Raw genomic sequence first — 13,887 nt, 5'->3', positions numbered from 1 at the left:
CTGTGAGCGCCTTAGATCCAACATGCCTACCAATATCCTAGGAAACCACTTCAGCGAGCCTCGAAGCGTACAAGATGCCCTCCTGCAACACGTAACAGAGAACAAGTTGATTTTTGTAGCCACCATGGACGGCAAAATCACGGAGGTGAACGAGGCAGCCGCAGGGGTAAGCGGCTTTTTGGCCGAGGAAATGATAGGCTCTCGTTGCGACAAGATTTTCGGACAAGGGGAATCTCCTGGCGATTGGGCCAAAATATTCGAGGACCTGAAAGCCGGTAAACACTTTATTCGCGAACTGAAAAACCTCACCAAAGACGGAAGCGCACATTGGACCGAGGCCAATTTTGTACCCTTGAACGAATCAAGAGAAGGCGGACCCCGCTTTGTCTGCATTCAGCGCGATATCAAAGAAACCAAACGGGCTCAAAACAGAGCGGCTCGCATCCGTAACTTACTAGAGGAGACTGGCGTGGGCAGCTGGGAGGTCGACCTGATCGGTAACAGGATTTTCTGGTCCGACGTCACTTGCGCCATTCACGAAGTTCCCAGCGGATACTTGCCGACCCTCGAGGAAGGGATCGAATACTATGAGCCGGGCGAGGATAGGGATCGCATAACGAAGGTCGTCGAAAGAGCCATTCAAGAAAACAAATCATATTCGGAAGACCTTCGAATAAAGACCGCTCGAGGACGCAAAATTTGGGTGCGAGCCAAAGGCAAGCCCGTTTTCGAAAACGGCAAATGCATTCGCTTGATTGGAACCTTTCAGGACATTACCGGCGAGCGCGATACCTTCGCCCAAATGCAAAAGGAGCTGAACTTTCTAGATCAGACTCTGGGATCAGCCATCAATACCATCATTATCGCTTTCGACGAGGCTGGCAAAATCGAGTTATTCAATCAGGGCGCGGAACGCCTGCTTGGCTACACCTCGCAGCAAACTAGCAGCATGGCCTTAATGGAATTTCTCAACTCCAACTGTTTTCAGGAGAAACCGGGAGAAGTAGCTACCGACGAAGAAGACTTGCTGCAAACGGTCATCCTCCAAGCCCGTGAGCGCCCTAGCCAGAAACGAGAGTGTTTGCTGCGAACCCAAACCGGCAACCTCCTACCCGTGATGATCTCCCTCTCCCCATTGGAGACAGGACCAGAGCAGGAGGCTAAGTATCTCTGTGTGGCGGAGGACATTAGCGCCCTGAAAGAGCAACAGATCGAACTGCAGCAAGCGAGTTCAGCCAAAAGCGACTTCCTCGCTAACATGAGTCACGAAATTCGCACCCCAATGAATGGCATCATTGGCATGACGAACTTGCTTTTGGAAACGAACGGCCTCGACCAATCTCAGCGTGAATATGGCACCATCATCAAGGGAAGCGCCGAATCTTTGCTTAAAATAATAAACGACATCCTTGATTTCTCTAAGGTGGAGGCGGGCCTGCTGGAGCTGGAGGAAGTCGAATTTAACCTTCGCGACAACCTCTCCGACTTCGTCGCTATCATGGCGTACAAAGCGAAATCCAAAAACTTGAGTTTCGACTGCCAAGTACAACCGTCGGTCCCGAATAGCCTGATTGGGGACTATTCGCGTATGAGGCAGATTCTAATGAACCTCGCAGGCAACGCCATCAAGTTTACGGACAAGGGACGTGTCACCATTAACGTAACCCGTATGGAATCGACTCCGCAAGAGACGAAACTGAAGTTTACGATTTCGGATACAGGGGTAGGAATAGAAACCAGCCGGACCGACGAATTATTTGACAAGTTTAGCCAAGCAAACGCATCCGTGTCCCGCCGTTTTGGAGGCTCTGGACTCGGACTCTCCATTTCCAAGCAGTTGGCGGAATTGATGGGCGGCGAGATAGGCGCCTTCGGGGCGATCGACGAAGGCTCCACCTTTTGGTTCACCCTTCCCTTCAAACGTCCAGATCCCAAAATACGAGAGCAGAAATACTCCCAACTGCTCAAAGGCAAAAAGGTCCTGGTCATCGACGACGACGAACAAATCCTCAGGCTGATGAAAGAGTATCTCTCCATGTGGAAAATGGAGCCAATACTCTGCCAGGACGCTTCCACCGCCCTTCAAAAGGTGTACGAGCTAGTAGATGCTGGCGATCCAGTGAAGTGCATGTTCGTAGACTATAGCATGCCGGGCATGAATGGTTCCACCCTGGCCCGCATCTTAAAAAAGGATCCCGTCACAAAACGAATCAATCTCATCTTGCTAACGGGAATGGGCACGATCGAGGACTTAGAGCCGGTTAGAGCCAAAGGCTTTGATTACTATTGTTCGAAGCCCATGCGACCCTCTGATCTTTTCGATACCCTCGTAAGCGTATACGAAAGTCCGATACAAATAGAAGCCTCCGAGCTGGACGACTATCGGGAACGCTTCGCAAAGACGAAGGCCAGGATATTGCTGGCCGAAGACAACAGCGTAAACCAACTGGTGGCCAAAGGCATCATGGAGAAGCATGGGTTTACCATAGAAACGGTATCAAGCGGGCAAGAAGCTCTCAGGCAGGTAATGGAAATTGAATACGATCTAATTTTCATGGACGTACAGATGCCGATTATGGATGGTTTGGAAGCGACGAGAGAAATTCGTAATTTAGAGACGAATACAGGCCGCGAAAAAAGAGTACCTATCATCGCCATGACCGCTCACGCCCGCGAGGAGGATAAGCAGACTTGCCTCGCCGCCGGCATGGACGACTTTACCCCGAAACCAATCAGCGCGCTTAGCGTCGCCCAATTATTGGATAAATATCTGCCTCCACCATCACCAGAGGCCGTACTTCGAATGCCCAAGCCGGGCGCCGGCCAACACATCCCTCCACCTTCCGAAATCGAAAAAGAAAGACAGACCTCGACTGAGGCCCTTTTCGAAAAAGAGGAGACTCTCAAGCGCTTCGATCAAGATCAGGAGCTCATGAAACTGGTTTGCCAAACTGCCTTGGGTGACATCTCAGCCGACTTGCAAAAATTAAAGGTCGCCATTGGAGAATCCGACTCCGAGCAAAGCAGGTTTTTCGCCCATTCCATCAAGGGAGCAGCCAAAAACGCCGGCTTCGCGCGACTGGGAGACCTCGCCCACCAGTGCGAGACCGCATGCAAAGACAGCAAGCTCGACTCTGCCAATCGCCTGCTTATCGAAATTTCAAAAACCTACGAAGAGACCCAACGCGCGATAACGAGCCAAAACTGAATTCGTGTCAGTTGAAGCCGATTCCACTCGGTAGCTTTCCTGGCTCGGAAGAAGACGCAACGTAGCCCGCTCGGGAGGGCGCTTCAAACTCTGAGCTTTTTCCCGATTGAGCCGAGCCCTTGGAACGGACTAGGACAACCAACTCGCGTACCACTTCTTGAACCCCTTCGGACTGGATATCTAGTTCCGAGGCCGCGGAGGCAGATTCTTCAGCGCTAGCCGTGTTTTGCTGGGTCACGCTCTCAATTTGGGAGATTGCCTCACCGACTTGGGCAATGCCCGTCGCTTGCTCAGAAGAAGCCGAGGCGATCTCCGAAACCATGGCGGTAGCTTGCGTAGAGCTGTCCACGAGCTCGTAAATGGAACTCTTGGCTCCCTGCACGAGATTGCTACCCAAGGTCACGTTGCTCAAAGTCTTTTCAATCAGTTCCGACGTGCTTCTCGCGGAGGCTGCCGCTCGCGTAGCCAAGGCGCGCACCTCGTCCGCCACCACTGCGAAACCACTGCCCGCCTCGCCAGCCCGAGCCGCTTCGACCGCCGCGTTAAGGGCCAGCAAATTCGTTTGAAAGGCAATCTCGTCAATCGTTTTGACAATCTTGGACGTCTCTTCGCTGGAGCCGAGTATCGCGTTCATCGCGTCATTGAGTTCGCCCATCGACTGTTCAGCCTGCTCCACTTTCGCCTGAGAGTTTTTCATGAGCGTATCGGCCCGCTGAGCGCTGTTCGCATTTCGACGAGTCATTGAATTAATCTCTTCTAGCGATGCGGCCGTTTCCTCGATTGAGGCAGCTTGGCTTGAAGCTCCGTCCGCGAGACTCTTTCCTGCGGAAGCGATCTGAGCAGAGGCGTGGGCAATCTGATCGGAACGAGCCTGCAGGCGCTCGATAACACGATGCAACGGAACGGAAATACGATTTGCAATGAACCAAAGCACCGCAAGCCCTCCAAGAATACCTACGATCCCAACACCGATCATCATGGCGAGCCCTCGTCGAGACTCCGCAGCAATGATTCTGGTCTCCGCGTAAAACGCCTCTTTCGGGACAGAGAGCAGCACCCTCCAAGATGAATCTATACCCGCCAGATCCATGAAAGCCGAAGCAACAACAGTTTCCTGATCAGACAAAGATGATTCGGCAGCGAAATCGTCAACAGGCTTGCCTGCCCTTTCGGGATGCCCGGTCACTCCGACCAGCACTCCTTGCTTGCTGATCAACGAGATTTCCGCGTTCCCGTCATAGTGTCCAGATACGTCATCGACCAATGTCTGGATAAAATCCAAGGCGAAATCGACCGTCACCACACCGGCAAACCGCCCGCCAACCTTCACCGGAACCGCAACGGTGGTCATGAATACGTCTTCGCCTCCCACTGGGTAGATGTAGGGCTCAGTCAAAATGGGTTTACCCGTCTCGCGGGGTATCAGATACCAATCTCCATCTCCCAGGGTCTCATAGCCGACCAGGGGTTCCATAGCGGCTCCTCCGTCTCCGGTGTGATACCAGTACGGTACAAATCGACCGGTTTCATCATGGCCCTCTGCATCGGCAAAAGAGGCATCTCGGTTATCAAAGGCATTTGGCTCCCAACAAGTGCTCATCCCCACAAACTGTGGATTCTCAAGCAAAACCGACCGAACCAGCGAATTCGCCTGATCACGATCGAATACCAAACCAGAATCCTCGTCTTTCCCCGCTTCCAAAAGCCGAGCAACGATCGTGGCTTGTTCCAGCGCTTTTGAGAAGACCTCCTTGATAGCCACCGTCTCCAGTTTGGTTGCCGCAAGCATGTACGCTTCGCCAGACTCACCCAGTTTGGCCTGCACGGCAGCGTTTTGGTTCCTCAACGCGAGGACTGCGAAGCCGATCAGAAAGGTAGCCAAGGCAACCAGACAAACGCCGGACCAGACGGTTATTCGTGAATTAATTGTTTTCAGATGCATAGGATAGGTCCCCTAATAGCGATAAAACCCAAAAACAGGGTTACTAACTATCGTCCATCAAGAGGTAACCCTGAACCAAAAAACGTAACCTTTAGGGTATATCCATTAAACCGCTCTGTAACTGAGGCATGCCATAGCAAGTTTCACCCCTTGCAATTTGGACTCACACATGGGGGGCCAATTCGACCGCTCCTACATTCTCAAAAAACGAAACCCAGCTTCTCTACTCTAGAGCACCCTGATCAAAATTTAGTTCGATCACAGAAAACAAAAAACCTGAAAACACTCGTCAATTCCGGACATGCCTCGAGGAGTCCAACGGCTCCCCTCCGTAGCCTCGGAAGGCTCAGAGTAATCTCTACTTGCCAGTGCTGCCAAAGCCTCCGCTGCCGCGGGTCGTTTCACTCAACTCGTCCACGAGCTGGTAGGCGATCGGCGAACAATCGGGAAAAATGAGCTGGAAGAGTCGGGTGCCCGCCTCAACCACAAAGGCCTCCTTTTTGATATTATCGACCGCGGCCATGATCTGCCCACGATATCCTCCGTCGATCAAGCCAATGGAGTTGGCCATACGCAGCGGAGTCTTGGAAATAGAAGATCTCGGAATGAGAAAGTAAGCTTTACCATCCTTGGGCTCACAGGCGATTCCGAACTCGATCATGCGCGTTTCGCCAGGTTCCACGCGAATTTCTTCTAGAGTGTAGAGGTCCAGACCAGCGTCACCGGCGTGAAAATGTCCATGGTCCGCATACTGAGCACGGGCCGCTTCGTTGAGTGGCTTGATGAGAAGATTGACGGAGGTTTCTGACATGCTCGCACTAGGGGACAAAACAGGGACATCTGCAACCCCCATTATAACCAGCATTGGAATGCGACCAAATAGGTCGCAATATACCCAGAACAGGGATACAGATAAGACTCGATACCATCGCTATAGGGCTTATTATCCAGACCGAACAACCCCGTAGAGGACGCCATGAAAGAGAAAAAGCTAAACATCCAAAATCATCTTAGCGGAGCTATGTCATCGATCGGAAGGCTCGTCGCTTTCCCGCTCACCCTCACGCGTAACATCAAACCTAAAGTAACGCGAAAATTGGCTTCGTCTCCGGGCATCGAATACGCAAAGGGCGTCGATACGCCTCCTGAAGACAATACCATTGGCCTTACTGCCATCGACCTCGGAACAAGCGACTACAACTCCACTACATTCGCCACAGTTTCGGATTTGCTGGCTTCTCCGAAACCAGAATGGGCCAACTACCGCTGGATCAATGTGGACGGCCTGCATCCCTATGTGATTAACGAACTGCGGAAGGCATTCGGCTTTCACACACTCGTAGCGGAGGACGTCTTACACGTACCCCAACGCCCCAAGCTCGAACAGTATCCCGATCACAGTCTGATCGTCTTGAACATGGCCAGACTGGAAGAGGAAAGCTTGGTCAATGAGCAGGTCAGCATAATAGTCGCAGGAGACACAATTATCACGTTTCAGGAACGCGTGGGCGATGTCTGGGATCCGATTAGAAAACGTATTCAAAAACCGGACTCGCGAGCTCGCTCCAACAGTATCTGGTACTTGGCGTATGCGATGATCGACGCTATCGTCGACAACGTCTACCCGATCTTGGAAAATTACGGCGAAGTCCTGAACCAGCTAGAGGAACAAGCCATGGTGGATCCAAATCCGAGCATCCAGCAACATATCTACCTGATCAAGCGTGAGCTCTACAGTCTGCGACGAGCCTTCTGGCCAGTACGCGAACTCTCCAGCAAGCTGTGTTTCGACGAAGCGTCTCCTGTTGACGAAAAGGTCCGGGTCTATTTGCGAGATGTACACGACCACTCCTTGCAGATCATCGAACTAATCGAGAGTTCGCGGGAAATGTGTAACAGCCTGCAAGACTTCTACATATCCGTTGTATCCAATCGCATGAACGAGGTCATGAAAGCCCTCACCATTATGGCTAGCCTTTTCATGCCGATCACCTTTTTTGCCGGTATCTACGGGATGAATTTCGAACACATCCCTGAACTTGGCTGGCAGTACTCGTATCCAGTGTTTTGGGGCCTTTGCATAGCGACGACAGTCATCCTACTCTGGTACTTTAAGAAAAAGGGCTGGATCGGAAAATAGCCGATAACTCTCAAATCGGCTGGAGCGAATTGAATCCAGCCGACAACTACGAAAAATCGGTCGATTAATCGCCCACCAAGCGGTGGATCATCTCAAGGTCCGGAGCTCCGATATTCATGCTCTCGCTGTGCCACTCGAAGATTCCGAAGTCGCCCTTATATTCCCAATTGGCCCAAGCCATCCCGAGCTCTTCCATTGCAGCAGTGATATCTTCGTAATACTGCAAACGCCCCTCGCGAGGCACTGTCGGCAAACAACCAAACTCCCCGCAGTAGAGTTGCAGACCAAGTTCCTCCGCTCGATCGACCGCAGCCTGAAATTTGGCCTTCATCTGCTCCTTGCCCCATTCCAGATTCGAGTCCTTCACCAGATCCGAAAGGCTACCGCCATTTAGTTTCATTAGCCGCTCGTACTCTTCGTCAGCCAGAACCTTGCCCGGATAGTTCACCTCTCCCCGGTAGTCCTTAAGCGGAGTCCATTCCGCAGTGTAGTGGGTGAATACAAAAGGTGAATACACGTGCGTACTGAGAATGATATTCTTATCGCCCGCTGGAACCTTGAGAGCTCCCAGTGTTTCCGGGATTTGCCAGAGATTGGATCCAATCACCACGACGCGATCGGGCTCTTGAGCCCGGATACGTTCGAGAGATTTCGCAACCAAACGGTTCCAATCCTCATGGTCGTCCGCCACCGGCTCGTTCATAATCTCGTAGGCGACCTCACTTACTGGATACGAGGAAAGTCGTTCCGAAAGCTGGCTCCACAGATCGAAAAATTGCTCCTGAGCGGCCGGATCGGTCCAGAGCGAATTCTTCAGGCCCTCATTCACTGCATTGAAGTGATGGGCCCGCACAGTGTGCAGATCTACGATTACCCGCAAGCCCTCCTCGCTGCACCAGCCCAACGCGTCGGTTAGCAAAGCAAACGCCTCTTCATTCGGAGAACCGTCTTCATGCCACATTTCCTTCTCATCAATAGGCAAGCGAACATGGTCGAAACCGATGCTGGCGATGTAGCGGATATCGTTCCGAGTGATCCACTCTTCCCTCGGCACCCAACCAAAATCTTGCGAAAGCCAATGGCTGAGATTGACCCCGCGCTTGATCGCGAAGCCGGATGGATTGGGTTCAGAACCAGCCGAGAAGGCGAGCTGCGAATGCAGTAAGAGAAAAGCCGATACGGCTACGGTTAAAAGTCTTTTTAGGGTCATAACTTAAACAGTTTGGGTACGACCAGAAAGGGGCATCGACCCTCGGCTTTCGAGCCTCGAAACGACTGCTAATAAGCAAGAGTTCACTAAAATCCCTCTGCAGTTCGGATTTCGGACCAACTAATCTGAGGCCTAGAGTCGATTGATCGCTAAAGCTTGTTTGATCAAAAACGCTTCGATCCCACGCTTCGGAGTCTTGCACAAACGACAGATCAAATCGAACTCCGGCGACCACAGTCCATGCCGATCCCCGATGTCTTCCAGCATCTTCATCCAGATCTTAGCGGTTACCTCCGAATCGAAAAGAGCTCGGTGGAAATCCCCCTCTTCCGTTACATTCAAATAGCGAGCCAAAGTGCCGAGCTTGTGGTTGGGAGCGTCTTGCAAAAGACGGCGGGCAAGCAGCATCGAACAGGCGAAACTGCCGCGTCGCGGACGGGAAATCCTCATCAGCTCCGCGTCCAGAAAACGTTGGTCGAACGAAGCATTGTGAGCGACCAGATCCCGCTCCCCGATAAAATCGTGAAAACGCCGCATAACCTCATCGCAAGGCGGAGCGTCCGCCAGCATTTCATTGGTGATCCCCGTGTACTCCTCGATGAAAGGGCTGATGTAGAAGCCGGGATTCATCAGCTCCTGAAACCGGTCCACCACTACGCCGTCCTCCAGCATGACCGCTCCGATCTCGATCGCTCGGTCCCCCATGTTCGGGGACACTCCCGTCGTCTCGAAGTCCAAAACGACCACTGAATCGGACTTGCCCATGTCGTTGTGAAATTATCCCCGCTTCTTCAGCCAGTTCAGCTGCACGCCCGTGCCGCTGCCTCGCTTCTGACGCTTGGGCAAAATGCTTTGGATGTACTGCAGCAGGACTCCGCGCCCTGCCCGCTCAACGGAAGAGCAAGGGATAAACTCCGGAACACGCAGCCCTAGGGCTTCCAGCGTTTCCTGATAAATCGCCAAATTCCGCTTCCAGACGTCTTCCTTCACCTCATCGGTTTTGGTCAAAACGATCACGTGCGGCACCGGACAATCCTCCAGCCAGTTGAGGAAACCAAGATCCAGCTCCAGCGGCTCGGCCCGAGCATCAACCAAAGCGCAGATCAGCTTGAGTTGCGGACGGCCCATCAGGTATTCGCTCACCGCCTCGTTAAAGTCCGATTGCTTCCCCTTGGAAACTTGAGCGTAGCCGTACCCGGGCAAGTCCACCAAGTTCCACCAGTTGTTCATGGTGAAGAAGTTAATCATCTTCGTGGCTCCCGGCTTTTTGGAGACCTTGGCCAAACCTTTTTGCTTGGTCAGCATATTGACCAGGGAGGATTTGCCCACGTTTGAGCGTCCGATAAACGCCACTTCGGGCAGGTTCGAGCGTGGGCAGGCAGCCAAGTCCGTGGCGCTGGTCAAAAACTCCGCTGATTCGATCTTCATGGCACGGACAAAAGCCCGTGAATCGCCGCAGGTCAAAGACGAACCGTCCCCTCTCCTGCAGGCCCGAGGATTTCGAAATGGACACGTCCTGCCTTTCTCCCCAAAACCGTTCGCCTTATGACTATTTTGGAAGATCTACAGTGGAGAGGACTCGTGAACGACTGCACGGCGGCGGAAGAGCTGACCAAGCGTCTCGAAGAAGGACCCATCTCCTTGTATGCCGGCTTCGATCCGACCGCAGACAGTCTGCACGTAGGCAATCTCGTGCCTCTCATCGGCCTGCGCCGCTTCCAAAACTACGGTCACAAGCCAATCGCCTTGGCCGGCGGAGCGACCGGATCCATCGGCGACCCCTCAGGCAAGAAATCCGAACGCCAGCTGCTGACCAAGGAAGTCCTCGACCACAACATTTCAAAAGTGCGCGTGCAGCTAACCCGCCTGCTGGACTTCTCCGAAGAGATCGAGAACACAGCCATGCTGGTGGACAACGCCTCTTGGATGAGCAAGATCAGCTTCCTCGATTTCCTACGAGACGTCGGGAAGTACATCACAGTCAACTCCATGGTCAGCAAGGAGTCGGTCAAAGCTCGCATGGGCGACGAAAAGTCGGGCATCAGCTTCACCGAATTCTCCTACATGCTGCTGCAGGGCTACGACTTCTACCACCTAAACCAGGCGGAAAACTGCGAGCTGCAAATCGGCGGCTCAGACCAATGGGGCAACATCACGGTAGGTACCGAACTGACTCGCAAGATGGCGAGCAAGACAGTTTACGGCCTGACCTTGCCCCTGATCACCAATTCCGATGGTTCGAAGTTCGGCAAATCCGAAAAAGGCGCTATCTGGCTCGATCCGAGCAAGACCAGCGTCTACCGCTTCTACCAGTACTTCGTAAACGTGGACGACCGCGACGTCATCCGATACCTAAAGTTCTTCACCTTCCTCTCCCAAGAGAAGATCGCCGAGCTTGAAAGCCAACATCAGGAGAACCCAGGGCAACGCCAAGCGCACCACGCTTTGGCAACCGAGATGACCAACCTCATCCACGGAGAACAAGCCACGCAAGACGCCATCACCGCATCGAAGATCCTCTTTGGTGGCGGGCTCGAAGGCATCACCGAAAACGCCTTGGCCAACGTGGCGGGAGAAATTCCAACCGCTACCTTGCCAGCGGATAGGCTCAACAGCGAGGAAGGCCTGCTTCTGCTCGACGCTCTCGTAGACACCGGCCTGACAAACTCCCGTGGCGAAGCCAAAAAGGCGGTCAAGGAAGGCGGGGCCTACGTCAACAACAACCGCGTGCAAGAAATGGGCTACAAGCTCAGCGAAGCGGACGTCCACTACGGAAAATACATTCTCCTCCGTCGCGGCAAAAAGAACTACGCCGCCTTGATCGTGGAGTAAAAACACGTCATTGTTCCCCCCATGGCGACTTACGTTTACGAAACCATCCCGCAAACTCCGGACGAAAAGCCGGAGCGTTTCGAAATCCAGCAAAGCATGAAGGACGACGCCCTGACCGCACATCCCGAATCGGGCAAGCCAGTGCGTCGCGTCATCACCGGCGGATACGGATTCACCATGGGCGGCAACTCGCCCTCCCCTTCTTCCTCCGGTGGCGGACATTCCTGCTGCGGAGGCAGTGGCTGCGGCTGCGACCACTGACCTTGCACGGCTAGACGGTCCGATCGCTCACCTTGTCAGTTCCGACTCTCAAAATCGCCCTAGTCGAACCCTTCTTTTCTGGTTCTCATCAACGCTGGGCGGAAGAATTAAAGCGTTACTCCCGCCACCAGATCGACCTCCTGCCCCTGCCGGGCAGAAGCTGGAAATGGCGGATGCACGGAGCGGCCGTAACTTTGGCGAACGAGCTCATGTCGCGGGATACTCAATACGATTTGATCCTGGCGACCGACATGCTAGATTTCGCCGTATTTCTAGCCCTCGTTCGCTCGCGTTACGCAAAGACTCCCACCGCCGTCTATCTCCACGAGAACCAGCTTTGCTACCCTTGGTCGCCCCGCGATGCCGACGTCAAAAAATCCCGCGACCTGCACTATGCCTTTATAAACTACACCACCGCCCTCGCTGCGGACAAAGTGTATTATAACTCTCAATACCATCGGGATGCATTCACCGCCGCTCTGCCTGAGTTTCTAGATCGCTACCCCGATCATCGCAACAAGCGGACCATCGCCGAGATCGAAAACAAGAGCGTCGTCCTCCCGCTCGGGATGGACCTGAAGGCTTTCGACGCCTTCAAACCAACTTCGCCCCAGCCAAACAAGACGCCGCTCTTGCTTTGGAACCACCGCTGGGAGTACGACAAGAATCCGAAAGGCTTCTGCAAATTGCTCTTCGAGCTAGCGAAGAGAAACGTCGACTTCGAAGTAGCCTTGCTGGGCGATCGTTTCGACGAGGAACCGGAATATTTCGCCCACGCCCGCAAGAAGTTGGGACGCCGCATTATATCCTACGGTCGAGCGGACTCCTTCGAGGACTACGCCAAGTGGCTTTGGCGAGCTGATATTCTGCCGGTGACTTCGAGACAGGATTTCTTTGGCGGAAGCGTAGTGGAGGCAATCTACTGCGGCTGCCATCCGATCCTCCCCCGACGCCTCGCGTACCCCGACCACATTTCACCGATAGAGAATCCGCAAAATTACTTCGAGAATTTAACGCAAGCAGCAGACCGAATCGAAGAGCTTATAAAATCCAGACAGTGGATACAGCCGTCTGAGCATTCTACCGTCATGGCACGCTACGATTGGAGTCAGTGTATCGAAGCGTACGACGAAACCCTTTACTGCAGCTCGACGACGTAGGAGCTGTAGAGATTATTCAAGAGGTACTCGTAGGTCAAAAAGCCATAGCCTCCCGTTCCCCAACTATCTCCCCATGAGTTGCGGAAGATGAACTTCGTGTGTTCAAGAACCCCATCTTCACAGCGGTAGCCTACGATCGTTACCGCGTGTCCATTTCCCGAGCGAGGTGGTTGCTTTGACAAAACGCTGGTATGGGAAATCAATTCATATTCGGGCCAAGCCATACCGGAGACAACCGGCATGCCGGAATTGAGAACATGTATCAGGTTTTGTATACATTTCTTGGAACGACCTCCAGGAACTAAAAATGGACTGAACCCGACATCGAGAAAAACAACAGGCTTTTTGCCCGCCGCCTTTTCCTCACTACTCTGCTCCAAAGAAAGACCATGCCCACGGATGGCCTGAAAGACCTGCTCCAGAGCAAAGCCTGCATCCCATCCTTTCGGGACCCCTGTTTCCGGGTCGTATCCAATATTGTAGGCAAAACCTAAAGACCGGGCCGTGGCCGATACTAGATAGTCTTCCGAAAGGTTAAGGTTCTTACTGTGTTTAGCCGCGAACTGAAATTCCAAAGCCGCAACGATGGCGTGAACCGAACAGCTGGGTCCAGACTGACTTCTGACGCGTATCCCGTAGGAACGAAACTGAGGACGAAGATCAACCTCCGGATGCAGCAGAGGGACAGAGCCAAACTTCGAAAACGCAGCTTGAGCTCCTTCTTCCACCTTTGAAGAGTTCTTTTGCTCCAGTAACGCAGCCTCTAAGCGCTGGACCTGCTCGATGGTTTGCGTACGGCGAATCCTCGCCAGATCCTTTTCCCTCCTGAGCGCCTTGCTCGAATCATAACCATATTTCTGCTGCAAATCCTGGCTTAGGTCTGCCAGTGATACCTGAGACAGGCCTTTGCTATGCCGGATGGAAATAGAGGAATCGTTGACCGATAGCACCACGACTTGGCGATAGTCCGTCCCAGCTGCGCTCAAGCTTTCGTAACGATCCTGGGACCAAGCCAGAGTCGAAACAAAATAGGCGAGAATGAGGAGCGAGCGTTTCATGGAAGGGCTTTAAGTGCCATATCCGTTTTATTCGGACTTTTGCCTTTAGACTTCAGCCTAAACCAAAAAGAACGCG

General features: G+C 53.1%; 11 protein-coding genes. 5 read left to right on the top strand and 6 right to left on the bottom strand.

Features of this window, described 5'->3' with window-relative positions:
• Positions 1-22 precede the first annotated feature (22 nt).
• Positions 23-3,208 carry a response regulator gene (locus H5P27_RS00590; protein ID WP_185658440.1) on the top strand — a complete coding sequence of 1,062 codons (3,186 nt, stop codon included), beginning with the start codon at positions 23-25 and terminating at the stop codon, positions 3,206-3,208.
• Between the two features lie 7 nt (positions 3,209-3,215).
• On the opposite strand, the gene H5P27_RS00585 is transcribed toward H5P27_RS00590, so the two are convergent.
• Positions 3,216-5,150: a methyl-accepting chemotaxis protein gene (locus tag H5P27_RS00585; protein WP_185658439.1), complete on the bottom strand. Its 1,935-nt coding sequence runs from the start codon at positions 5,148-5,150 to the stop codon at positions 3,216-3,218.
• Positions 5,151-5,508: 358 nt separating this feature from the next.
• A complete protein-coding gene (dut, locus tag H5P27_RS00580) occupies positions 5,509-5,961 on the bottom strand; it encodes a dUTP diphosphatase (RefSeq protein ID WP_185658438.1) in 453 nt (150 codons plus the stop codon).
• 165 nt (positions 5,962-6,126) lie between these two features.
• Between dut and corA the strand changes: the two genes are divergently transcribed.
• Positions 6,127-7,290, top strand: coding sequence for a magnesium/cobalt transporter CorA (gene corA / locus H5P27_RS00575; protein WP_185658437.1), 1,164 nt, complete (start codon positions 6,127-6,129; stop codon positions 7,288-7,290).
• 64 nt (positions 7,291-7,354) lie between these two features.
• On the opposite strand, the gene H5P27_RS00570 is transcribed toward corA, so the two are convergent.
• The 3 genes from H5P27_RS00570 to yihA all read right to left on the bottom strand — a co-directional run bounded on the left by H5P27_RS00570 (position 7,355) and on the right by yihA (position 9,928).
• Complete coding sequence (locus tag H5P27_RS00570) at positions 7,355-8,500, bottom strand: glycoside hydrolase family 5 protein (RefSeq protein ID WP_185658436.1); 1,146 nt, start codon at positions 8,498-8,500, stop codon at positions 7,355-7,357.
• A gap of 132 nt (positions 8,501-8,632) precedes the next feature.
• Complete coding sequence (locus tag H5P27_RS00565) at positions 8,633-9,265, bottom strand: 3'-5' exonuclease (RefSeq protein ID WP_185658435.1); 633 nt, start codon at positions 9,263-9,265, stop codon at positions 8,633-8,635.
• Between the two features lie 12 nt (positions 9,266-9,277).
• Positions 9,278-9,928 (bottom strand): ribosome biogenesis GTP-binding protein YihA/YsxC, encoded by a 651-nt coding sequence (yihA, locus tag H5P27_RS00560; RefSeq protein ID WP_185658434.1) that lies wholly within the window; start codon positions 9,926-9,928, stop codon positions 9,278-9,280.
• A 117-nt stretch (positions 9,929-10,045) separates the two neighbouring features.
• Here yihA and tyrS point away from each other — a divergent pair, with 117 nt between their 5' ends.
• The 3 genes from tyrS to H5P27_RS00545 are packed head-to-tail and all read left to right on the top strand — an operon-like array spanning position 10,046 to position 12,753.
• On the top strand, positions 10,046-11,332 hold the full coding sequence (gene tyrS, locus H5P27_RS00555; RefSeq protein WP_185658433.1) for a tyrosine--tRNA ligase: 1,287 nt from the start codon (positions 10,046-10,048) through the stop codon (positions 11,330-11,332).
• Between the two features lie 21 nt (positions 11,333-11,353).
• Positions 11,354-11,593, top strand: coding sequence for an FmdB family zinc ribbon protein (locus H5P27_RS00550; protein ID WP_185658432.1), 240 nt, complete (start codon positions 11,354-11,356; stop codon positions 11,591-11,593).
• Positions 11,594-11,625: 32 nt separating this feature from the next.
• Entirely contained in the window at positions 11,626-12,753 is a 1,128-nt protein-coding gene (locus H5P27_RS00545) for a tRNA-queuosine alpha-mannosyltransferase domain-containing protein (protein WP_185658431.1), read from the top strand.
• Here H5P27_RS00545 and H5P27_RS00540 read toward each other — a convergent pair.
• Positions 12,732-13,811, bottom strand: coding sequence for a C1 family peptidase (locus H5P27_RS00540; RefSeq protein WP_185658430.1), 1,080 nt, complete (start codon positions 13,809-13,811; stop codon positions 12,732-12,734). The two genes, H5P27_RS00545 and H5P27_RS00540, sit on opposite strands and share 22 nt — an antisense overlap.
• Positions 13,812-13,887 lie beyond the last annotated feature (76 nt).

The sequence above is a fragment of the Pelagicoccus albus genome (genome assembly GCF_014230145.1).
Taxonomy (GTDB): Bacteria; Verrucomicrobiota; Verrucomicrobiia; order Opitutales; family Opitutaceae; genus Pelagicoccus; species Pelagicoccus albus.
This window is presented reverse-complemented; position numbering and strand designations above follow the sequence as displayed.

Excerpts from the sequence above, each read along its gene's own strand:
- H5P27_RS00565 (WP_185658435.1), bottom strand. The coding sequence starts at position 9,265 with ATGGGCAAGTCCGATTCAGTGGTCGTTTTGGACTTCGAGACGACGGGA.
- H5P27_RS00585 (WP_185658439.1), bottom strand. The coding sequence starts at position 5,150 with ATGCATCTGAAAACAATTAATTCACGAATAACCGTCTGGTCCGGCGTT.
- H5P27_RS00540 (WP_185658430.1), bottom strand. The coding sequence starts at position 13,811 with ATGAAACGCTCGCTCCTCATTCTCGCCTATTTTGTTTCGACTCTGGCT.
- yihA (WP_185658434.1), bottom strand. The coding sequence starts at position 9,928 with ATGAAGATCGAATCAGCGGAGTTTTTGACCAGCGCCACGGACTTGGCT.
- tyrS (WP_185658433.1), top strand. The coding sequence starts at position 10,046 with ATGACTATTTTGGAAGATCTACAGTGGAGAGGACTCGTGAACGACTGC.
- corA (WP_185658437.1), top strand. The coding sequence starts at position 6,127 with ATGAAAGAGAAAAAGCTAAACATCCAAAATCATCTTAGCGGAGCTATG.
- H5P27_RS00570 (WP_185658436.1), bottom strand. The coding sequence starts at position 8,500 with ATGACCCTAAAAAGACTTTTAACCGTAGCCGTATCGGCTTTTCTCTTA.
- H5P27_RS00550 (WP_185658432.1), top strand. The coding sequence starts at position 11,354 with ATGGCGACTTACGTTTACGAAACCATCCCGCAAACTCCGGACGAAAAG.
- H5P27_RS00590 (WP_185658440.1), top strand. The coding sequence starts at position 23 with ATGCCTACCAATATCCTAGGAAACCACTTCAGCGAGCCTCGAAGCGTA.
- dut (WP_185658438.1), bottom strand. The coding sequence starts at position 5,961 with ATGTCAGAAACCTCCGTCAATCTTCTCATCAAGCCACTCAACGAAGCG.